The 23,434-nt window shown below is 44.0% G+C and carries 17 protein-coding genes; 13 read left to right on the top strand and 4 right to left on the bottom strand.

The annotated features are described in order from the left end of the window. The first annotated feature begins 19 nt into the window (after nt 1-19). Nucleotides 20-1,747 (top strand): DUF3592 domain-containing protein, encoded by a 1,728-nt coding sequence (locus tag AC438_RS09385; RefSeq protein ID WP_082354065.1) that lies wholly within the window; start codon nt 20-22, stop codon nt 1,745-1,747. Between the two features lie 271 nt (nt 1,748-2,018). Next, nucleotides 2,019-2,510 carry an Hsp20 family protein gene (locus AC438_RS09380; protein ID WP_053981002.1) on the top strand — a complete coding sequence of 164 codons (492 nt, stop codon included), beginning with the start codon at nt 2,019-2,021 and terminating at the stop codon, nt 2,508-2,510. 78 nt (nt 2,511-2,588) lie between these two features. Here the strand turns inward: AC438_RS09380 and AC438_RS09375 are convergent, their stop codons facing one another. After that, nucleotides 2,589-3,443, bottom strand: coding sequence for a peptidoglycan DD-metalloendopeptidase family protein (locus AC438_RS09375; protein ID WP_162230722.1), 855 nt, complete (start codon nt 3,441-3,443; stop codon nt 2,589-2,591). A 217-nt stretch (nt 3,444-3,660) separates the two neighbouring features. Between AC438_RS09375 and ptsP the strand changes: the two genes are divergently transcribed. Together ptsP and ptsG are read left to right on the top strand one after the other, a co-directional pair. Then, complete coding sequence (ptsP, locus tag AC438_RS09370) at nt 3,661-6,261, top strand: phosphoenolpyruvate--protein phosphotransferase (protein WP_053981000.1); 2,601 nt, start codon at nt 3,661-3,663, stop codon at nt 6,259-6,261. A 69-nt stretch (nt 6,262-6,330) separates the two neighbouring features. Next, nucleotides 6,331-8,091, top strand: a complete 1,761-nt coding sequence (ptsG, locus tag AC438_RS09365) for a PTS glucose transporter subunit IIBC (RefSeq protein ID WP_053980999.1) — start codon at nt 6,331-6,333, stop codon at nt 8,089-8,091. A 136-nt stretch (nt 8,092-8,227) separates the two neighbouring features. Here ptsG and AC438_RS09360 read toward each other — a convergent pair whose 3' ends face one another. Further along, nucleotides 8,228-9,316 carry a hypothetical protein gene (locus AC438_RS09360; RefSeq protein WP_053980998.1) on the bottom strand — a complete coding sequence of 363 codons (1,089 nt, stop codon included), beginning with the start codon at nt 9,314-9,316 and terminating at the stop codon, nt 8,228-8,230. A gap of 362 nt (nt 9,317-9,678) precedes the next feature. Here AC438_RS09360 and AC438_RS09355 point away from each other — a divergent pair, with 362 nt between their 5' ends. Beyond that, nucleotides 9,679-10,146, top strand: a complete 468-nt coding sequence (locus AC438_RS09355) for a hypothetical protein (RefSeq protein WP_053980997.1) — start codon at nt 9,679-9,681, stop codon at nt 10,144-10,146. Between the two features lie 106 nt (nt 10,147-10,252). On the opposite strand, the gene AC438_RS09350 is transcribed toward AC438_RS09355, so the two are convergent. Together AC438_RS09350 and AC438_RS09345 are read right to left on the bottom strand one after the other, a co-directional pair. Beyond that, entirely contained in the window at nt 10,253-10,558 is a 306-nt protein-coding gene (locus AC438_RS09350; protein ID WP_053980996.1) for a hypothetical protein, read from the bottom strand. A gap of 87 nt (nt 10,559-10,645) precedes the next feature. Next, nucleotides 10,646-11,845: a DUF3080 family protein gene (locus AC438_RS09345; RefSeq protein WP_053980995.1), complete on the bottom strand. Its 1,200-nt coding sequence runs from the start codon at nt 11,843-11,845 to the stop codon at nt 10,646-10,648. Nucleotides 11,846-11,996: 151 nt separating this feature from the next. Between AC438_RS09345 and AC438_RS09340 the strand changes: the two genes are divergently transcribed. From AC438_RS09340 to AC438_RS09305, 8 genes are all read left to right on the top strand, one after another. Continuing rightward, entirely contained in the window at nt 11,997-13,640 is a 1,644-nt protein-coding gene (locus tag AC438_RS09340) for an MFS transporter (protein ID WP_338011125.1), read from the top strand. Nucleotides 13,641-13,780: 140 nt separating this feature from the next. Beyond that, a complete protein-coding gene (locus AC438_RS09335) occupies nt 13,781-16,162 on the top strand; it encodes a GH36-type glycosyl hydrolase domain-containing protein (protein ID WP_053980993.1) in 2,382 nt (793 codons plus the stop codon). Between the two features lie 121 nt (nt 16,163-16,283). Beyond that, nucleotides 16,284-16,799: a gluconokinase gene (locus AC438_RS09330; protein WP_053980992.1), complete on the top strand. Its 516-nt coding sequence runs from the start codon at nt 16,284-16,286 to the stop codon at nt 16,797-16,799. 228 nt (nt 16,800-17,027) lie between these two features. Then, the gene (locus AC438_RS09325) at nt 17,028-17,849 is read left to right on the top strand and encodes a sugar-binding protein (RefSeq protein WP_053980991.1); all 822 of its coding nucleotides are present in this window, start codon (nt 17,028-17,030) and stop codon (nt 17,847-17,849) included. A gap of 76 nt (nt 17,850-17,925) precedes the next feature. Further along, nucleotides 17,926-18,645: a glycosyltransferase family 2 protein gene (locus tag AC438_RS09320; protein ID WP_202904737.1), complete on the top strand. Its 720-nt coding sequence runs from the start codon at nt 17,926-17,928 to the stop codon at nt 18,643-18,645. A gap of 6 nt (nt 18,646-18,651) precedes the next feature. After that, nucleotides 18,652-19,044, top strand: a complete 393-nt coding sequence (locus tag AC438_RS09315; RefSeq protein ID WP_053980989.1) for a DUF2304 domain-containing protein — start codon at nt 18,652-18,654, stop codon at nt 19,042-19,044. After that, nucleotides 19,028-20,893: an ArnT family glycosyltransferase gene (locus AC438_RS09310; RefSeq protein ID WP_053980988.1), complete on the top strand. Its 1,866-nt coding sequence runs from the start codon at nt 19,028-19,030 to the stop codon at nt 20,891-20,893. Before AC438_RS09315 ends, AC438_RS09310 begins: the two co-directional genes overlap by 17 nt. A 7-nt stretch (nt 20,894-20,900) precedes the next feature. Beyond that, nucleotides 20,901-23,189: an NPCBM/NEW2 domain-containing protein gene (locus tag AC438_RS09305; protein WP_053980987.1), complete on the top strand. Its 2,289-nt coding sequence runs from the start codon at nt 20,901-20,903 to the stop codon at nt 23,187-23,189. The last annotated feature ends 245 nt before the right edge of the window (nt 23,190-23,434 follow it).

Genomic DNA, 23,434 nt, shown 5'->3' with positions numbered 1-23,434 from the left:
ACATCGTGTAGGAGCTTTCATGACGCCAAACCTTCGCGTCCCCCTCAAAACGCTACTGATTAGCCTGCCCTGTCTTGCGATCGGCTTAAGCTTTTTAGTCTTCAGTCTTATACCGTCTGTGTATGAATGGCACGCAATGAGGCACTGGAACCCAGTACCCGCCACCGTAACTCACGCCGAACTCAAAGTAAGCCACAGTGACGACTCAACCACTTTTTTGGCAACAGCGACCTATACCTACAGCGTGAATGGGCGCAACTACACCCACTCGCGCGTCGGCATTAATGACAGCTACGATAATCTTGGCTCTTGGCAAGAAGACAAAGGCGCTATATTGCAAGAACATCGTGATAACAGCGATCTTATTATTGTGTATGTCAACCCTAACAACCCTCAAGACAGCGTGATTTACCCCGAGCTACGACTAAGTGTTTTTGCCTTTAAACTTGCCTTTGCCGTGATTTTTACCGGCATAGGCATAGGCTTCATCGTATCAGCAATAAGAAAAAACACTTGGAGAACATCAAATCCATATGCCCCCGACGCCCCTTGGAGGGCCAATAAAGGCTGGCAAAACCCTATCACATCAAACGCCAAAAGCAGCTTAATAGGCACTTGGGTATTCGCACTGATAGGGTGCGCGGTATCATTCGCGCTGGCAATAAACACCGTGCCGCCAGCACTTGCGCAAGGCAACTACGGCACTTTATTTGTTTTGATTTTTGTACTGATAGGCTTACTGTCATTGTACTGGGCAATCAAAAAAACGATGCTATGGCGCCACTTTGGCCCTACGCCTTTATGGCTAGAACCTTATCCAGGTGCGATTGGCGGGCATATTGGCGGCACAATTAAATGCGATAGGCCACTCAACGCCAGCACCGCGCATATCACCTTAGAGTGTATTCTTCACTATCAAAGCGGGAGCGGTAGAGATAGGCAATCAAAGCAAAGCATCGTGTGGCAAACCCAAGGCAGCGCCCCAGTAGTCGCACAAAATACCACGGGCCACCCGCAATCACATATTGCATTTTATTTTAATGTTCCCAACCAGCTTCCAGCATCAGAGCCTCGCTCGCAGCATTATCACTGCTGGAAAATCACACTTAAGCTCAGTGATAACAAGGCAACGCTAAGCCGTCAGTTCACCATTCCCGCGTTTCACGGCACAGAGCGAAGCCAGCTCAATATTACAAATACCGCCGATAATGCACAAACACGTGATACCCAAGAGCAAACACTCGAATCACTACTCAACATACAACAAATAAGCGGCGGCATTGCCCTAGCGCATAAAGCGGGGCGCGACCTTAAAACCAATGCCTTATTGTTAATAATAGGATTGGTGTTTTGGGGTGTAGGGATCGGCATTGGCTTTACCGATGACACACCAATATTCATGGTCATGATATTAAGCTTACTCGGGGGAGCGTTGTCGCTATGTGGCTTTTACAAACTGCTCAATAGCTACCATGTCAAAATAGGTCATGCCGGCTTATATACCGAGCGCTATATTTTGGGCATAAAAACAAGGCAACGCTTTTATGCCTCTCATACAATCAAACATCTCGCTATAAAAAGCACCGGCCACAGTACCATAGGCAATCATCATACGGAGCATTTTGTCATTACAGCAGTCCTAAATAATGGTAAAACTGTTAATGTCGCCGAGTCGCTCAATGGGCAATCAATAGCTGAATACGCCCTAGAAAATATTAGCCTGCTAAGTGGCTATCCAAAGTTATGACTAGACCGATCAACAAGGAGCCCTTGCATTCATCATTTAACTCCCAAGATACTGGATACATTTAGCACGGTAGCGACCGGTTTTTAATCATGTGAAAATGCGCGCTTAAAGCACATTCTCTTCAAAAATATTTTTATTCATTTATTTTTAAAAAAGCCTTGAAAAGACTTTTTTCGCCTCTAAATTAGTAGGGCAGCAACGGGGCTTATAGCACGTTGCAAGCAACCCTTAATTTAATCGTTAACAATTATTGCTTCTCGGAGAATAGTTTATGAATAGCATTGATCTCACACCGTTATACCGCAACAGCGTTGGCTTTGACCGTTTTGCGTCATTAATAAACCACACCTTAAATAATGATGCGGCAGCACCTAGCTACCCACCGTATAATATTGAAGAGCTAGAAGAAAACCGCTATGCCATTACGATTGCCGTTGCCGGTTTTACCGAACAAGAGCTCGATATACAGGTTGAAAAAGGCATACTCACTGTACGGGGTAAAAAATCCTCAACCCAAGAGCAAAAGTTCTTGCATCGCGGCATTGCCAATCGCGCCTTTGAGCGAAAATTTAATTTGGCAGACCACATAGAAATTACGGGTGCCGACTTAGCTAATGGTCTACTGGCCATACAATTAAAGCGTGAAATACCAGAGGCGATGAAGCCAAGGAGTATTGCTATTAATCAATCGGCCACCAAACCACAGGAAACATTAGAGCATCATAAAGATGCCGCTAATTCAAGCGGTGAAAATGCAGCGTAATAGCTTGCATGAATATTCAAAAAGGCGTCTTAAAGGCGCCTTTTTTATTGCACTCAACCACCTAAACTCATGTATGAATTAACGGCAAGGGCATATTTTTTGTTTACGCTCTGGTGTAAATAATCCGCGCTCGTCTATAAATTTAAAAGGCACTGAAATTGTTTTAAAATTAGAGTTTTTACGGATAACAAAATGCAAATGCGGGCCCGTCGAAAACCCACTAGTACCCGATAACCCCAATACATCACCTGCCTTAACTGACTGCCCCGCTTTAACCACAACACTGCCCATCAACAAATGTGCGTAAAGGGCATAAGTACCGTCATCGTGTAACACATACACCACATTGGCTTTATCTAAAAAATATTTTTTAGCGCCGCCAAAGGCATAATCATCGCGTACAAAAGCAACTACGCCTGCGCGTGCAGCCACAATATCAGTTCCTATCGGTAGCGCAATATCTACGGCATGCCGGCTTGATGGTTTAGTATGCGAAAACCGCCCGTTAAATCCTTGCGATATATGATGTTGGCTGAATGAGCTAACCGGTAATCGATACCCTCCAAAATTATGCCGACTATTCGGCTCACCCCATGTATAGCGATACCTAAAGCGTGGCATTTTTTGCTCATTGCGATAAAACACCGTACGACCATTTGCCGGGATCGTTACGGTTACTTCCGGCAAGGCATTATTTTTAAAGAAAATTTTAGCTTCGATGGGTAAATGAAAAGGGTTAACTACATATGCGTGTAATACTTTACCGACGGTTTCGTATTGAAACTGTAACGCTAAAGGATCTTTGGCCTCAGGCTTAAACTCAAGCACCTGCGCTTGCGCTCTCTGCTCTTTGGGCGGCTTATCAGTAAATTGCCAGCGGCCGTTGGCATCCTTATATTTATACACCGTCGCTGAATGTATCGATAAAGGCAAAAAAAGAACCAACAAAAAAATACAGTGTAAAGTGCGTGACGCCAGTAAGACCATTACCCTTTCTTCCTTAAAATAGTTATTATTTTCTCCAGTATAACAGTGCGCAAACACACACTTCATGGCACATAACGTGCACAACAACTTGCTTCACCTGAATACACCCGCTATGGTTTGCGCCCTAAAAATGATAATAAACCGCCTATATCTGGGGAATGTAATGCAAACAAATGAATTGACGCTTTACGCGCCAATAAGCGGCCTTATTGTGCCACTTGAACAAGTGCCTGACGAGGTTTTTGCCAAAAAAATGGTTGGCGATGGCATTAGTATCGACCCAACCGACTCAAGCCTTGTCGCTCCTTGCGATGGCACAGTACTGCAAGTGCATCGAGCACGCCATGCGGTCACCCTTCAATCACCTCAAGGCGTCGAAATATTAATACATATTGGCATTGATACTGTTGGTTTAAAGGGTGTTGGCTTTAGCGCGCATGTACAAGAAGGTGACAGCGTGAGCGCAGGCGATAAACTACTCAGTTTTGATGCAGACTTTGTCGCCACTCAAGCCACCAGCTTACTCACTCAAATACTGATCACAAATGATGAGCGTGTCGCTGGTATGCAATACAGCCAAGGCATTGCCCAAGCTGGTGACACAGCACTCCTTAACCTACAACTTACAGAGGCCAGTCAAAAAAGCACCGCGAGCAACGGTGCAACGATCACAGGGCCAGAAATCATTATCCCAAACTCACAAGGGTTACACGCAAGGCCTAGCGCTACGCTAGCTGGCCATGCCAAAACCTTTAAAGCCATTATTCACCTACATAAAACAACTCAAGCGCATAACACGGTACAACCGGCTAATGCCAAAAGCGTCGTGGCATTAATGGGCCTAGAGTTAGACCTTCACGATCGCGTATACCTAACAGCCACCGGCGATGACGCCGAGCCAGCCATTAAAGCATTAAGTACATTGATCAATGAAGGCTCAGGGGAAGACTGCCTACCGGTTAATAAAGAGGCGATTGCCGGCAGCTCAGCAGCAGAAAACAAGACACCTAGCCAAGCACCTATTGGCGCCTCACCTATCAGTAATACACAAGCATTACCCTTAAATGGCGAGCTTCATGGTGTCTGCGCATCACCAGGGCTAGTGGCCGGCAAAATATGGCAGCTTGTTCGCACAACACTCACAATTGACGAGCAAGGTAAGAATACGCAGTGGGAGCTGAGTCAGTTAGATGCAGCCTTAAAGCAAGCGCAAAAAGATTTAACGCATTTAGCACAAACTGCCGATAGCGAAGCACAAAAAGGCATTTTTTCCGCACACAGCGAATTACTCACTGACCCCGAATTATTAGAGCATGCCCAAGGTCACATTGCCCAGGGTAAGAGCGCTGCCTGGGCATGGCAGCAAGCCTTTGAAGCACAGGCAACACTCTTATCGCAATTAAAAAATGCCCTGCTAGCGGCACGCGCGACCGATATGCGCGACCTAGGCCAAAGAGTTTTAACATTACTGGCCGGCGACGAGCAAGCCGATAATACAATCCCCGATAATGTTATTTTAATTGCCGATGACTTAACCCCCTCAGACACCGCTAATTTAGATCCTCAACGTATTTTAGGGTTTTGTACCGCAACCGGAGGGGCCTCCTCACATGTGGCAATTATTGCTCGTGCTCTAAATATTCCTGCCATTGCAGGGATCGATAAGCGTGCGCTGCAACTACCCAATGACACCCAAGTCATGCTGCGTGCCGATACGGGCCTGTTACAGATCGCGCCAGCACAAGAGCAAATTGACACGTTAATGGCCGAGCAAAAAGCTGACAACATTTTAAACAAAGCCGCCTTAAGTGCAGCCCAAAAACCGGCTATCACCCAGTGTGGCAAAACCATTGAGGTGGTTTGTAATGTCGGTAATATTAAAGATGTGAATGGCGCACAAGCACTCGGTGCCGAAGGTGTGGGTTTACTGCGCTCCGAATTCTTATTTATGCAGCGCGCTAATGCTCCCACCGAAGACGAGCAAACATTAGCTTACAGCCAAGTGGCTAATGCTTTTGGTAAAGGTCAAAATATTATTATTCGCACACTCGATGTGGGCGGTGATAAACCTCTGTCTTATCTCCCGCTACCCAAAGAAGACAATCCATTTTTAGGGGTGCGGGGTATTCGAGTGTCATCGGCACACCCCGAAGTATTTCGTACACAGCTGCGTGCTATTTTACGCGCAAGCCATGACTGCATCGCTAATGTGCATATCATGTTCCCTATGATTACGACACTCGAAGACTTGCGCTCAGCCAAGGCAATGCTAGAACAAGAGCGCATCGCTTTAAATGTTGCGCCTATTCCTGTGGGCATTATGGTTGAGGTGCCTTCGGTAGCAATGCTAGCAGAGCAATTTGCTCGCGAAGCCGATTTCTTTTCGGTAGGTACTAATGATTTAACACAATACACACTGGCGGTGGATCGCGGTCATCCAGATTTAGCCAAAACGGCTGACCCGCTCAACCCAGCCGTACTCGCCATGATTGGCCGCGCTGTAGAGGGCGCGCACAAACACAATACTTGGGTAGGTGTGTGCGGCGGTATCGCTAGCGACCCTCTCGCTGTCCCTATTTTATTAGGCTTAGGCGTCGACGAACTGAGCGGCTCACTGCCGTCACTGCCACGTGTTAAAGCGGCTATACGGGATCAAACATTAGAGCAGTGCCAAGACCTGGCTCAACAAGCATTGCTGGCCTCTACCGCCGATGACGTACGCGAGCTGTTACAAAAGCACAAGCACCCAGCACCGAATGCTTAGGCGCTAAAAGTGACTTTAGACTTTTACTGACACAACAACAATAAGATCTCCTCTTAATAGGAAACCATTATGAAATTTTTTGATGCTGCATTCGGTATGCTGCAACAGTTTGGTAAAGCCATTATGTTGCCTGTCGCCGTTTTACCTGCCGCCGGTATTTTATTGGCCGTAGGCTTTAACGATTTTGCTTTTATCCCCTCGATTGTATCGCAACTAATGGAAAGTGCTGGCGGTGCTATTTTTGGTAATTTGCCCATTTTATTTGCCGTGGGTATTGCTCTGGGTATGAGTAAAAACGATGGTGTTGCTGCTTTTGCAGCCTGTATTTTTTATGCCGTTATGCTGGCCTCGCTCGGCATTGCCGCTGCCGCACAAGGCCATGCAACAACAGACATTATGGGCATAGCGTCTATTGATAGCGGTGTATTTGGCGGTATTATTGCTGGCGGTATTACCGCCTTCTTATTTAATAAGTATCATCGAATATCTCTGCCCGTATGGCTCGGTTTTTTTGGTGGCAAACGCTTTGTACCCATTGTCGCCTCGTTTTGGGCAATTATTATAGGCTGCTTATTAAGCGTTGTTTGGCCGCCTATTGGCGATCAAATTCAAAATTTTTCTGATTGGGCCTCAAAAGAAAACCCCATGATGGCTTTTGGTATTTACGGTTTTGTCGAGCGCCTATTAATTCCTTTTGGTTTACACCATATTTGGAATGCACCGTTTTTTTATGAAGCCGGAACCTTTGTAAACCCAGATACAGGCGAAGTTATTAAAGGGGAATTACAGCGCTATATGGTCGGTGACTCAACAGCCGGTAACTTAGCGGGGGGGTTTTTGTTTAAAATGTGGGGCCTACCTGCAGCCGCTATTGCTATTTGGCATACTGCCCGCCCCGAAAACCGTGCGAAAGTCGGCGGCCTAATGATTGCCGCCGCCGTTACCTCTTTTGTTACCGGCATTACCGAACCTATCGAGCTGGCTTTTTTATTAGTCGCCCCCGTTCTGTATTTTATTCACGCTATTTTAGCGTCTGCCGCCTTTATGCTGTGTATTGAGTTAGGCATTAAGCACAGTACGACTTTCTCGCATGGTTTATTCGATTTTATTTTCTTGTATGGCCAATCCACAAAGGGGTGGATGCTCTTTATTATTGGCCCTATTTGGGCTGCATTATATTACATTGTATTCCGCGCAGCGATTGTAGGCTTTAATTTAAAAACGCCAGGTCGCGACTTAGAAATCACCGAAACAGTCACCCACACGAACGACGGTGGCATGGCACAAGATTTGGTTTTAGCCTTTGGCGGTAGAAGCAATATCACGTCTTTAGATGCTTGCATTACGCGCTTACGTATTAGTGTCAACAATATGGGTCAAGTCAATCAGGAGCGCTTAAAAGCCCTTGGCGCGACCGCAGTCATTACCGTTGGCAATAACGCACAAGCTATTTTTGGCACCTCATCAGAAAACCTCAAAACAGATATGGAAACTTACCTTGCATCAGCTGGCGATGAAGCAGAACTTAGCGGCAATCATCAACCCGCCAGCACATCCGCTATCAATACCCAGCCCGACATAGTGATTGATGATACAACCCGCCAAAACGCACAGGCATTAGTCAATGCACTAGGAGGGCAAGGTAATATTAAGCAGCTCGACGCTTTTGCTAAAACGCGCTTACGCGTAGAGCTTAAGGACAGTAAAAAACTAGACCAAGCCGCATTAACTGCCGCAGGTGTTAATGCCGTCATGGAGCTTGCAGGTAATACCTGGCATCTCATTATTGGCAATAATGCCGAGGCTTTTGATAAAGTAATAAAAAGCTAAAATCTTGTTAACATAATATAAAAATCCCGCATATTATAATGCGGGATTTTATTGAGTGTTGTACTGCCATTAAAATGAATAACCGCTAGCGGTTATTCATTCAATACTTATAATGCGCTATTCATACGGCACTAGACTATAATCCAATACATCCATGCTTAATACGCACTTCATTTAAAACGGCTAATAACTCTGGCTTCTTCATCGCATTAATATACTGCAGATGTTTATCTGTTTCTTGCCACGTGGTATTTTTGCCAAGCGCATCGTAATACAACCAAGACTGCCCCCACAAAAGCAATGTTGCCTCTCTTAATTTCTCGTCATTGAGCATGGCGGTGTAATCTTGAGGGCGCTGCTCTTTGGCCCATAGCCAATAGCGCTGTGCCGCCCACATAAAATTCAACATAGCACGAGTATCAAAGTCATACTCTAATTTAGGAAAACGCCAAAGCAAGTAGTTAACGGCCACCGAATGAGTGTATTGTGACCACTCGCTATAGGTGGTGTGTATGCCTTGCTTTGCGGAGCTATCCTCAAAATAGGTAGAGTTTGCAAAAGCATCGGGAATATCGTTATGGAAGCGATCTTTTGTGATTTCACCACGGCCAAAATAATCATTTGTAGGAATGGGCGTTTCATAGTTACTCGAGAGAAAATAGGTGTCACGCTCAAAATCAAGGGCGTGCCCGCACTCGTGAATCGCAAAGTTCCATGGCGATGTTGTACCAAATTTCTCAACATCCGAAAATGTTAAATCACAACGGCCTGCACCATCAAAACCCGGTGAATTTCTTAAAATATAGGCTCCATGCGGATAAGCGATATCAAAAACATCCAGCTGTACCTGCGCCATCTGCTCAGTTGTAGGATTATCTAGGGCATAAAAATCATTAATCAAATGATCGATATCAGCCGATACATCCGGTAACTCTTCGGTATATCGACCATCGGAACAACTTGGGTCAGTGTTGGCTTGAAAGGGCCCATCTGCTGTAGTGTTGTTCGGTGGTACTGCAGGCGCAGATGATGTCGCATTATTAGAAGAGCTTTCAGTCTCTCGCGATGAAATTCCTTGGTTAGGTGGACTATTTTTTTCTGAGCTATTTTGTCCAGAGCTATTATGTGCAGTAGGGTCATTATCGTCTCCACATGCACTGAGAAAAAAGCTTGCCATTAAAGTAGAAGTTAAAATAATATTTTTTGGGGGGGACATTAATCGCATGTCAGATTCCTTAAACGTCTGAACGATACCGGTATGCCGTTGTGGATTTTTATGCATAAGCGGTAAGTTGAAAATAACCCATGCATTCTAACCACAAAAACAATACATTAATGCGTGCTATGTCTCTAAATTTTGCGGGAGTTTGAAAAGCCCTATACTGACTACGTCTCAACAAGCAAGTACCTATAATCGTCAACCCAAATGGTCAATCCATAATTTGTCATCCGTATCAAATACTTTAATATTACGCGCCACAAGTAAAGCAATGATTCAGTCATCACAAAAACATTCACCCAAACACACCCTCAGTTGACATACCATACTTGCTCTTTATGGAAAGCGGGTTTTTAAGGAGTAGAACCATGAAAAAAATCACAGAAGCAGATTGGGATAGGTTAATCAAAGAAGAGCGCTATGATGAAGATGTTGTATACGCAAAAAAGATATTTTGGAATAAAACAGACAAGGAAATAATGGAATCTTTTGAGTCAGGGACCGGCTATATAGAGCGATGCGATGAGCTAAGATATATGCCCGATGAGCTTTTTAATTATTATTATCATTACTTCCCTACGTTTGTTATGGAGGGCACTTATGACTACCTAGAGGACCCAAGCGTAGCAGGTAGTTTTATGCAGCTGCTTGGAGAAAAGCTGAAGAGTCATTCTTTTTATTATGCAGAACTTTTAGCGCTTGCCAATAAAGTGCTTGACTTTATACTCGATAATATCGATAAATTTAATACTGATCCGGATATATTTGGTGATTTTTTGCCTAAAATTGAAACGCTTAAAGCCGATATTAAAATATACCCCATCACGCGGCATTGAGTATTAAATTATTTACTGTGTATCAAACAATAGTGCTGCCTATAACTAATCAACCAATAACCAATAACCAATAATCAATAATCAATAATCAATAAATAGTGCCTGCCTAATGGTGTTCATCGTTAGGCTCAATAACCGGTGGCCTTGTTTTTACAAATACTCGCCATAAAAATACAAAGCGTGTCTCAAGTTTTGATTCTAATCGATGTAAGTAATGGTTGACCTTATGGCTACGTATACGCAGGCGCTTTAATTGTTGCCTCGCCACCGAGTTTACACACAATAAAATAGAAACATTAAGCGCAATAATAATCACACCCACAGGGATAGGCGATATCAAGGCGACTACCCCCACCAATATGCCCAACACCGCCAGCACACTCGCCAGCGCGTTAATAATTTTTTTATGCATAATGCTATTTACCGTAATGATAAAGCCCTTAGCGATGAGCCAATGCTTTAAATAGCATTAAGCTTAGCGTTAAATGCCGCATATAGGCTAATTTTGAGCGTGAGAGTCGCCTTGCCCGCCTGGGCTCAAATGACAATGCTTTAATACACTCTGCCAAAAATGGGTATGAACTTTTATTTGCTGCTTGAGCTTTGCCGGCTCACCGCGCGCGCCCCAGTGCTGCTGCCAGTAAGCGGCGTATGCCTTATGACTGGCCTCTAAAGCGCTTAACTCTAAAGCGCTTAACTCTAAAGTGCTTATTTCTAAAGTGCTTACCAGCGCCTCCATTTTATGGGTAAACGTATCGCTTTGCTTTAATAGCTTGACCGCTAAAGCCTGCACCTCAGGGATATAGTCATTATGCAGTACATGCATCAGTGCAGTTGCGCTGCCGCGCTTAATCAAAAGCTGCTCATTGCTGGCACGCCAACAGCGTGGCTTAGTTTGCCATGCACTGTGCAACTGCTCGTGCGTTAAAGCTAATTGCTGTGTGAGCATGGCGCTTTGCAGCATCAAGCGCCCCGCATAGCTACTCGAGCCAATAACGCTTAAGGCCTGCTCAAAGTTATGTTGGTCACGCTCAAAATTCTGTGATTCACAGCCCTCATGAGTACGCGTAACCGTGCAATCCATGGAGTGCTGCAGTAATCGGCTAACAATTTGCTGCAACTGCTCTAAGGCACCAATTAACGCGCTAGGCATTTGAGTCAGAGCACTGGGGTTGGCGCGGTCGCTTAGAGAGTACAACTGTGCAAATTCGGGGCTGGCCACTAAAGCATTCCATAATATACGCGGCAGTGCTTGCTGCTTTTGTTCAATAACTTGGCGCAGAGACGCGACTAAATCGTTGGGTACTAAGCCTTTAGCTAAACAATTTTGTGCCAATGCAATAAATTGAGCTGTATAAAAAACCAATTGGCTAGCGGGCATAACCTTGCCCAAACCACTGTTACGCTCGCCCACTAAACGCTGCAAATCGCACGGCGAGAGACGCAAAAAATCGAGCAGGCTAATACTCGTAGCTGGCAACGGTAATGCCAGTGCACGGCGCGTAGGGTACTGATATGCACTGTAGTCGGGCGTGCTGCGCACCGACGCAGCCTTAAACACATGCGTGACGCGCTTTACATAGCGCTGCAAGCCAGTATCCCAAGCGGTTTGCCCGCAACCCGCTAGCGCCAGCATTACGGTGCCGCCGAGTACAGCAGTGGTAAGGCTTAGTATTAGCGTTTTTACCGGTTTTATCATCTAGGCCTCACTTTAAACTACCAAGTTAGCATAGGTGCTGGATTTAGCCGTTCGGGCTGTTTATGCTACACCGCACTTATTATAAGTAAAATAAAAAAACAGTAAGGCGATTTATCGCCATTACTCATTATGTAAAACACTGGGGGATATTGTGTCGCAAACTCATTCTACAGATCGCTTAGCCAAGCTCAGCTTGCGCGAGCGTATAGGCTACGGCCTTGGAGATGCTGGTTTTAATTTTTATTGGATTATCATTGGCTCTTACTTATCATTCTTTTATACCGATATTTTTGGCATCTCAGCGGCTGCCGCTGGCACTATGTTTTTGGTGACCAAAATCGTGGATGCCTGTACCGACCCCGCTATGGGCGCTATTGCCGACCGCACCAATAGCCGCTGGGGAAAGTTCCGCCCTTATTTACTGTTTGGCGCCATTCCCATGGCCGGCGCCGCCATTTTGACTATGACAACCCCCGACCTAGGTGAAGGCGGTAAACTCATTTGGGCTTACTGCACATACTCCTTGATGATGATTTGCTACACCATTATTAGTACGCCTTACTCATCACTCGCTGGGGTGATTACAGCCGACCCTGATCAGCGCAACTCTATTTTTGGCATTCGATTTTTCTTTGCTTACGCAACCGGCACCATTGTGGGTTTATTTACCCCTTCACTAGCCGCAAGCTTTGCCACCGAAGGCGACCCAGCCAGCGGCTGGCAAATGACTATGGCACTTTATGCCTCAGTCGCTACGCTACTGTTTTGGACCACTTTTGTCAGTACAAAAGAACGCGTTACACCACCGGTAGGCCAAAAAACCAACCCTCTTGCTGATATCAAAGATTTAATCAATAACAAACCATGGGTTATTTTATTTGCTTTGGCCATGATTATTATGATGACCATTGTCTTTCGTGGTAGCTCAGCCACCTACTACTTTAAATACTTTGTTGAGCGTCCGGATTTAATGGGCCCTTATATTGGCTTTCAAATGGCGGCCTATGCCGTGGGTTGTTTGGCGGCGCCCTACTTGGCCCGCTGGATTACCGATAAAGCAAAGCTACTTATGTTACTGATGACCATTGTGGCTGTATTTAGCATTGTTTTTGCCTTTGTACCCAAACCCGAGCGCACCGGTGTTATTACCCTAAACCAAGACGGCGCTGTGACCTTACAAGCCGAGACGCTATTAGGCGAGCCCGTTGCCAATGACGAAAGCGTTGTCTGGTATGAGCATAAACCCTATCTCAAGCTCTTTACCCAGCGCGAAGTTATGAGCGAGCAAAGCGATACATTAAGCTTACCCAATGCCACCAGTGGTCGCGCCTTTAGCGTGGTAAAAACCGACAGCCAAGGCACCGAACTCGACAGCGCAAGCTTGCCTATCGAAATCATCATCATGTTTATTTTAAATGTCATTATTAGCTTAGCGCTTGGGCCTAAGTCGCCAGTTGCTTGGTCAATGTATGCCGATGCTGCCGATTATAATGAATGGAAAACAGGCCGCCGCGCTACTGCCATGACCTTTTCGGCAGCGACCTTCTCGCAAAAACTCGGTGGCGCACTGGGCTCAGCCGGTGTGCTATGGGTGCTGGCCTCTGTGGGGTATTCAGCCAATCAAATTCAAGCAGGTGCTTCGCTTAATAGTATTGTGTGGCTACAAACCTTAGTCCCCGCCTTTTTTGCTTTTGTGGCAGTAGGTTGCCTTAAATTTTATGATTTAAGCGCCGACAAGCTCCAACAAATACAATCTGATTTAGCAGAGCGCAACAAAAAACCAGTAGGCGAATAAACTGCTTCTGGCTAAACAACAAACGCCGCTAGCACTTTGCTTGCGGCGTTTTTTACGTATTATATTTCACGTATGACTCAATGCTTAACTCACCGCCCCAAATCAAGCGATGACATTGACGCACACCCAAGGAACCCGTTATGACTACGACTCCCTTTTTGCATGCCGCCGAAGACGGCCAGCGCTATCACTTAACCAGTCCTACGGCCATGCCGCGCGCTGCTGCCTTCTTGTGGAACCAGCAAATGATGATTCAGGTTAACTGCCGCGGCTTTGCAATTGCCCAGCACATGCAACCTGAACCGGGTAAATATGCCTACGCACCCAACTTAGAAGCTAAAACCTTCATGCAGCCCGAGCAGCCCTACTTTGCCCATCACCCCGGTCGCTTTGTGTATATCAAAGACGAAGAAACCGGTGAGATATTCTCGGCACCTTATGAGCCTGTACGCAAAAAAACCGAAAGCTTTACCTTTTCGGCAGGTCAAAGTGATATTACCTGGTTGGTGAAAGATGCCGGCATAGAAGTGACTCTCACCGTAAGCCTGCCCACCCAAGATGTGGTTGAGCTATGGTCACTTAAAGTGAAGAACGTCAGCGGTAAAGCTCGCAAATTAAGTATTTACCCGTTTTTTACCATTGGCTATATGAGCTGGATGAACCAAAGCGCTCAATACCGCCCTGACCTTAACGGCATTGTTGCCAGCTGTATTACGCCGTATCAAAAGGTAAAAGATTACCCAATGATCAAAACGCTAAAAGATAAAACCTTCTTTTTGCACAACACTAAGCCCACCTCGTGGGAAGTTGCCCGCGAAGCCTTTGAAGGCGAAGGCGGCTTACATAACCCCGACGCCCTACAAGGCGAGCAGCTCGCTAACGGCGATGCCATTTACGAAACACCCGCTGCCGTATTGCAATACCGCGAAGCCCTAGAAGACGGCGCCGAAAAACAATACCGTTTTTTGTTTGGCCCAGCTCATAGCGATAGTGACATTGAACAACTGCGCGACAAATACTTTGCCGACGGTGCCTTTGAGCAAGCCGCCAGCGATTACGCCGCTTACTTAGCAAAAGGCAACGGCGTACTAAAGATTAAAACTCCAGACGAAGGTCTAGATAACTTTGTGAACAACTGGCTGGGCCGCCAAGTGTACTACCACGGCGATGTCAACCGCCTCACCACCGACCCACAAACACGCAACTACATTCAAGACAACATGGGCATGACGTACATTATGCCTAGCGTTACCCGCGCGGCCTTTTTGCATGCTTTAAGCCAGCAAGAAGAAACAGGCTCCATGCCAGATGGTATCTTGATTCACAAAGATGCCGAGCTTAAATACATCAACCAAATACCCCATACCGATCACTGCGTGTGGGTACCTGTGTGCTTACAAGCTTATTTAGATGAAACCGGTGATTACGCCATTTTAAGCGAGCCGGTAAAAAGCGCCGAAGGCGATTACGTAGCCACCGTATTTGAGCGCACCACCCACGCGATGCGCTGGTTGCTCAAAGACCGCGACGCACGTGGCCTTAACTATATTGCCCAAGGCGATTGGTGCGACCCCATGAACATGGTGGGCTACAAAGGCACTGGGGTTTCGGGTTGGTTATCGGTAGCAACAGCCTATGCCCTTAAATTGTGGGCCAAAGTGGCCGTGCAGCATAACCAACAAGCAGTTGCCGATGAGCTGCTAAGTGGCGCCGCTGATATTGCCAAAGCCGTACAAACCCACTTATGGGATGGCGATTGGTTTGGCCGTGGCATTACCGATGACGGCGTAGTCTTTGGCATTAGTAAAGATGTAGAGGGCCGTATCTTCTTAAACCCGCAAAGCTGGGCCATGCTCGCTGATATAGTCACGCCCGAGCAACAGGCCAAAATGGTCAAGGCCATTGAAGAGCAGCTCGAAACACCTTACGGCGTTGCAATGTGCGCACCCGCCTTCACTAAAATGCGCGAAGATGTAGGCCGTGTTACGCAAAAATGGCCGGGCTCTGCCGAAAACGGCTCGGTCTACAACCACGCTGCCGTATTTTATATCTACAGCCTATATGTTGCCGAAGGCGGTAAAAATGCCGAACTTGCCGAGCGCGCCTTTAAGTTATTACGCCAAATGATCCCAGGCCCCGATACCGAAGATTACTTGCAACGTGGCCAAATGCCGGTGTACATCCCTAACTACTACCGCGGCGCTTATTACCAGTTCCCTCGTACTGCTGGCCGCTCCAGCCAGTTATTTAACACCGGTACTGTTAGCTGGGTGTATCGCTCATTAATCGATGGCCTATTTGGTGTCAAAGGTTGCGCAACAGGCCTAGAAATTGCGCCGCAATTACCTAAAGCCTGGGGCGAAGCTAGCGTGACTCGCTTGTTCCGTGGCGCCACCTTTAACATTCACTACGTACGTGGCACAGCCTTTAATGTGGCCGCACCAGGCGCTACTGTAACAGGCCATGTGATTAGTGGGTTTGACGCCGGTAAAGTCTACGACGTAACGGTAACTGTTGCATAAGCCTAAACCTTACATAAACCTAAACATTGAGACACTAGCGCTGAGCATGCGAACGCAAGACGCCATAGATATGCCTGCTTAAGCCTTGATCGGCGCCTTAACAATCACAGTAGAAGCTCCTATGACTCAACCTTATCTCATTATTAGCATGGGCGTGAGCGGCAGCGGTAAGTCAACCGTTGCCCAAATGCTTGCGCAACAGTTCGACCTCACTTTTTTAGAGGCCGATGACTTTCATAGCCCTACCAACAAAGCCCATATGGCGGCAGGCAAAGCCCTCACCGACGCCATGCGCGAACCTTGGATTGCGAGTATTTGCGACAAGATCAAAAGCGATGGTAACAATTGCATACTCGCCTACAGTGGCTTGCGCCGTGCCCATCGTCAAAAATTCCGCGAGCTAGGCTTTAAAACACTATTTCTTTATTTAAATGGCAGCAAAGAGCTCATTGCTCAACGTATGAGCGAACGCGCAGGCCACTTTATGCCGGTCAGCTTACTCGACAGCCAATTTGCGAGTATGGACGCTCCGCAAAACGAGCCCGATATGGTACTTGTTAGCATCGATGACCCCATCCCACAAATTGTGGCCAATACCACGCATATTGTGGAAAGCTTTATTACAGCCAATAAATAAACGACAGTAGATGCCAAAAAGTGCGCTGCATCGTGGACAGGCCATAGGCTTGTCCTTAAAATCACAACACTATTTTTACTGTACCGATAACAGCACCCGTAACAGCCAGACAACAATAAAAACATACCGTGCGAAGCTTAAGTGCCTTACCACTCAATACATAACTGTTATAAATATATAGTTGTTTATAGCAAGCTGTACAACTCGATCGACTCAAAGGGGAATACCATGCGCTACAGTCGCACGCTACTTGGCGGATTACTTTTTAACACCACACTCGGCCTTGCCACCGGTGTACACGCCGCCAGTAAACCAGTCAACAGCCCTGTCACCTATCAAGCCCCCTATGCCAAAAAAGCGCCTCGTATTGATGGCATAGCAAACGATGTCGCCTGGAGCCAAGCCGCTTGGCGTAATATCGATCAACTTACCGCAGGTGTCGCACCCACCAATAGTGATGACTTTAGTGGCCGCTACAAAGTGGTGTGGACAAAAAAGCACCTTTATATTCTTGCCGAAATCAGCGATGACATATTAATAGACAGCCATACCAACCCACTCGAGCATTACTGGGACGATGACGCGCTAGAAATATTTATTGATGAAAACAACAACGGCGGCGAACACTTATTTACCTACGATGCCTTTGCCTATCACGTATCGCTCGACAACCAAGCCGTCGATATAGGCCCATTTTTAAATGCCGCCGACAAACAGGCCAACAAAACCAATGTACGCCTATACCCTCACCACGTAACATCGCAATGGATGCGCAGCAAAGAAGCGCCCAATAAAATTTACTGGGAGGTCAAACTCGCCGCCTACCCCGACACCTACAAAGACGAATACGCGAAAAAAGAAAAACCCGCAAAACCCGCTAAGCTAAAGACAGGCAAAAAAATAGGCTTTATGATGGCCTACTGCGACAGCGACAGCCCAGCAGGGCGCGACCACTTTATAGGTGACATTAATATAAAACCGGTCAATGGCGATAAAAACCGTGGGTATATTGACTCTAGTGTTTTTGGTGTTATGGAATTGGTGAAGTAGGCGAAAATGTTAACATTTTTATATATAACAATTTCAACTTAATATATACATTATTATATTAGAATAGGAAATGACTGTGAGCGAACCAAAAATCTGTATTATTGTCCCTGCGTTCAATGAAGAGGTCAGTATCGCAAAGGTCATTACATCACTCAAAGCTCACAATAGTCGTTATGTAGTCGTCGTGATTAATGATGCCTCAAAAGATAAAACCCAGGCAGTTGCAGAGTCAACAGGTTTTGCAAGAGTAATCACACTGCCCTGCAATTTAGGCATTGGCGGTGGCGTTCAAACTGGTTTCCTATTTGCCAAGAGGAACAACTGCGATATCGCAATTCAATTTGATGGTGACGGACAGCATGTAGCAGAAGAAATCACCAAACTAACAACACCTATTATTAACGGTGAAGCAGATGTCGTTATTGGTTCTCGGTTTGTTGGCAGCAACACAGAAACCTTCAAATCAACAGCCCTTAGAAGAATCGGGATTAAGTTCTTTCAGTGGCTTAATTCGATTTTAATCAAACAAAAAATCACAGACAATACATCAGGGTTTAGATCTTATAGCCGAGAAGCACTAGAGCTCCTCGCCGAACAATACCCCGTAGATTACCCTGAGCCAGAAGCAGTCATTTTACTCGGTAAAAACGGATTTAGAATCAAAGAAGTTTTCACTCGCATGGAAGCTAGAGATGGCGGTGAATCGAGTATAGGGGGGATAAAGTCAGCCTACTACATGATTAAAGTGACTTTATCAATACTTATTACAGCAATCCGCCCTCCTATTGAAAGGTAATTATTTATGTTTGGTATTAGTGATAATCTAACCGATCAACGCATCCAATTATTTTCTATAGTTGGCAGCTTCGCTCTGCTTTTTTTTATCCTGTCTCTAATAAAAAAGAAAAAACTAAAGGAAGAATATGCATTACTGTGGATTGGTGCATCTATCGTTTTTGCAAGCTTTTCCATATTTCGCCCAGCACTGGAGTATCTCGCAAAATTCCTAGGCATTCATTATGCACCTACAGCTCTTTTATTAATGCTTATTATGGCCATCACAATAATCCTTATTCACTATTCAACAGTTATTTCTAAATTATCTGAACAGACAAAAAGACTAACTCAAGAAATAGCCCTACTTAGACATGATGTTGATTCAAAAAAAGAGACCTCAAATGACAATGACGAATAGGCTGTTACTCATTATCGCAGCTATTACAATAGCTCTATTGTCAACATTTTTATACAGCACAGACTATACAGGCTTCACCTTAACGCACGATAATAATACTAAAAAAATCAGCATCCCTCATTCAGGTAATTTCAATTCTAAAAAAAATACGCACTTTACAGTTGAAGGCTTCATTAATTTAGGCCCATTAAGCTCACGTGCTTTCCGAATCATCCCCGATGATAAAATTATAGCGATAACTATAAATAAAATGCCGGTCGACCTCAGTCATATTCCACCAAGTGCTCTTTCAAGCTGGGATAAAGGCTTTGTCATTGATTTTAGTGACTATTTAGCTAAAGAAAAAAATCATATTGAAATTGCGCTGCTTGATACTGGAGGCAGGTACTCTATTTTCATTAGCAATGCTGCTACAGGGGCGTCTCAAATACCATACTGGGTTATTTTGAGTTTATGTCTAAGTATTGTTATTTACTCTATTTCGATAACAATTGGACTTCGGCGTGAGCTATGTATTGCAGTAACCCTCGGCGTATTACTTCGCTGGTACTATGTTTTAATTACAGGGCCTGACACAAGAGGGCATGATACTGGTGAACATATAGATTACATCATGCATTTCACAAAAGAGTGGGTACTCCCTAACTTATCAGCAGCGACTGATGGTGCCTATTTTCATCCGCCATTCTACTACTGGCTCAGCTCTATAATTTTTGAGATATCCCAGTTATTTTCACCCGAAAACAAGGAGTATGGCTATCGTTGGCTTCAATATGCATCATTTACTTACTCAATTGGCTTTCTTTTATTTTCCACTAAATTGATTGATTTATTCTTTCAAACTATACATACAAAAAACCCTAACTTTCGCTCACACAAACAACATCAGAACTTATTTAATATAACATCACCAAAACTCTACAGCCTCTTTGCTTTATTATGCCTGAGCGCTTGGCCAAGCTCTGTACTACACAGTAGTAGAATAGGCAATGATTCTTTATTATATTTTTTATTCATTGCTGCTTGCTACTACATCTATAGATTTTATCTTACTCCGAAATTCTCTCTTTTCCTGCTTGGCGCTATATTTACAGGGCTTGCTGTTGTTACTAAAGCTAATGCCGCAGTACTAGGCATTGCCGGCGCTATAATTATCGTATTTCACTGGATTAAAATAAAAATAATTTTTCCAAAAAAAGCAATTATCATGGGGATAATACCAAGTATTCTATTAATCTCTGCCGCAGCGATAACTTTCTACCCAGGAATCGCATTGAAACTGAAAGGTGATAGAACCCATCTGTATATTGATAACATAAACAATGTATCCGAAAGCCTGCAAGTAGGTAACGAAGCCAAAAACTACTTATGGATTGATATAGATACATTCATAAATCAACCATTTACATCACCATGGGATGACAAGCTAGGGCGGCAATATTTCGCAAACTACCTAGGGAAAACTAGTTTATTTGGTGAGTGGCGCTTTGACGGTGCCATAGCACGTAATAGCGCCACTATCATTAGTTTTATATTTCTTATTTTAATGGCAATATCCGCGCATGGCGTGTATTCAATAAACATCAATCATTTATTTATTATATTACCCATTATTTTACTACATCTATTATTAGTACTGCCCTTGTACTATATGAGAATGACATTCCCAGTCAATATTGATTTTCGCTACATTATACCATCGCTAGTTACACTGGCTATTATTTTGAACTATAGTCTTTGGCACTTTGCCATTACTGGAAGCACACGCCTTGCCAAGCTCGGCCTTATACTTCAATCCATTTTCATATTAAGCTCAATAAGCTTTCTCCTACATTTTGTATTAACTTAGTGACTTTATGCTCAAAAAATTAGATAAGTATCAACTGACCCTATTCATCTGCATCGCTGTAATTACCATTGCTACACGTTTTATATGGCTAGGTGAGCTACCTGGTGGACTAAACCAAGATGAAGCTTCTATGGGATACGACGCCTACGCATTATTAGAGTATGGGATTGATAGAAATGGCATCCACAACCCCGTTCATATGATTGCATGGGGAAGTGGACAGAATGCATTACTCGCTTATATATCGATGCCATTTATTAAAATATTCGGCCTAAGTGTTTTTAGTATTCGTATTGCACCAGCGCTACTAGGTTGCTTCGCTGTATTTATTATATTTTTGCTAGGTAGGCGCATAGAGAGCACTAATTTCGGGCTGATTGTGGCTGGCATAACAGCTATTAGTCCGTGGCATATAATGATTAGCAGGTGGGCATTAGAATCCAATATTCTACCTGTTTTTATGCTGACGTCGGTGTATCTACTCATAAAGGCTAGTGACAATAAGCGATTTTTACCATTATCTTTTTTCTTTTTTGGGGTCTCTCTTTATGCTTATGCGCCATCATATTTAGTAATACCTTTATTTCTTATAATGGCTGGTTTTTATTGTATGGTATTTAAGGTCTTTACAATAAAAAATATTGTAATAAGTGTATTCATACTAATCATAGTAGCCTTGCCAATATTTATTTTTGTTCTAATCAACACCCTGAAGCTGCCTGCTTTTGAAAGCGACATCTTATCTATCCCTCGATATACCGGAACCCCTAGATACACGCATATGTCATCCATTTATGGAGGTGCTTTTTTCCAAGAAACAGCTAAGCATTTAGCTCATAGCATTAAGATTTTATTCATTGATTTTAATGATTTTGAACTACAGAATAGCGCTCCGAAAGTGGGGTATCTACCAAAATTCAGCCTACCTCTAATAATCGGAGGTTTTTTTATATGTATATGGAAAGCAACAAAAAACAAATCTTTTAATCCAGTGGCCATTATTTTAATTTGGTTTTTTTGTTCATTTATAGTATCGGGAACATCATCTCCAGCTATACACAGAATGAACACTGTGATATTCCCTATAATAATTTTCTTTGCTTATGGGTTATATACATTATTTAACAACTCAAAGGCATTAGCTCTTGCATTTTGTTTAATACTATCAGTCACTTCATATAACTTTTACAAAATATATACCACAGAATATGCGGTACAAGTAAGTTCTTTTTTCTTTCAAGGCTATGGCGAAGCAGTAAGAGATGCACAACAATACTTACTTGATGGAGAAAGCTTATATGCCAGTGATGCTCTCAATCAGCCCTATATAGCAACTTTATTTCACTTAAAATACGACCCAAATGAATATATTAAAACAGTAGAGTTCAAAAATCCTGGAGGAGCATTTCAGTCCGTATCAAAATATGGAAATATTATTTTTGGAGTTAGATCACATGCAGCCAAGAGTGCGAAAGTAGTTGTTATCAGAAAAGGGGATGATGCGAGATATTACAATCTAAATAATTATATCACCCGCGAGTACTATGATTATTTAACTCTTTACTCTAAAGAAGTTTTTCAAGAAGATGCAGAGAATAATATCATTAGAAAAAAAATACCTATTAGCCTTTCAATGCCAACCCTTGAATCAGGCACATATTTTTTCAATGCGCAATGGGAGACCGACACAGGCATCACGATAGAAGCTGTAGAGCTTTATGGCACCCAAAGAAAAATAATTAAATTTGGATCAGACCAGATAAATAATCGTATTTCCATTGAAAAGTCACAGCTTTACCTAGGTAGCAATAAATTAATAATCACCGCACGCTCAAGTGACGGGCGCAAAAAAACTGCCGAATTCGTAATTACAAATTACGACAGCCGGCATAAAAATGCTTTTGATTTTATTAAAACAATACAGCAAGATATAGGAAACAGCCAAAGGAACAAAGCGTTTACCCAAGACAACCTTCTAACACAAGGTATTATGTTTACATCCGGATTAGGGACGCATGCCTCAAGCAAACACATCATTTCACTACCAATCAATGCAGATAGATTGCATATTTCATACGGTATTTCCGATTTTTCTGGTGGGTGCGGACAAGGCTTGGAGATTGAAATTAGCAGTGACGATAAGTTACTCACCAAGCGTAAGGTATATCACAATAGGTTATATTCGAGTATTATTAATATCGACAACCTAAACGAATTGACGCTAACATCAAAATCAGGCTCGAATCGTCACTGTGATCATCTCAACTGGCTGTCTGCAGACTTAGTAATGAAATAACAAAAAGCTTCATTTCAGCAGGGTAAGTCAGGACAACCCCTCCCCCTCTTAATGCATGCATTATCCATCACTTACTCAATAATACTGACTTCGCATTTATGTATCACTCAAATTGGCCGCATCTGTGGGAATGCCGCCAATTCAGATCGAGGTTATAACGCCATTTATAAAAATAAAATCACATAAGAATGTATGGTCTTGTATTGTAAGCGTCCAGCCAACCACACCTAGCGCAATTATGCTTT

Source organism: Marinagarivorans algicola (assembly GCF_001292705.1).
Lineage (GTDB): Bacteria > Pseudomonadota > Gammaproteobacteria > Pseudomonadales > Cellvibrionaceae > Marinagarivorans > Marinagarivorans algicola.
Note: the sequence above shows the minus strand (reverse complement) of the source record. Positions and strands in the feature narration are given on the sequence as shown.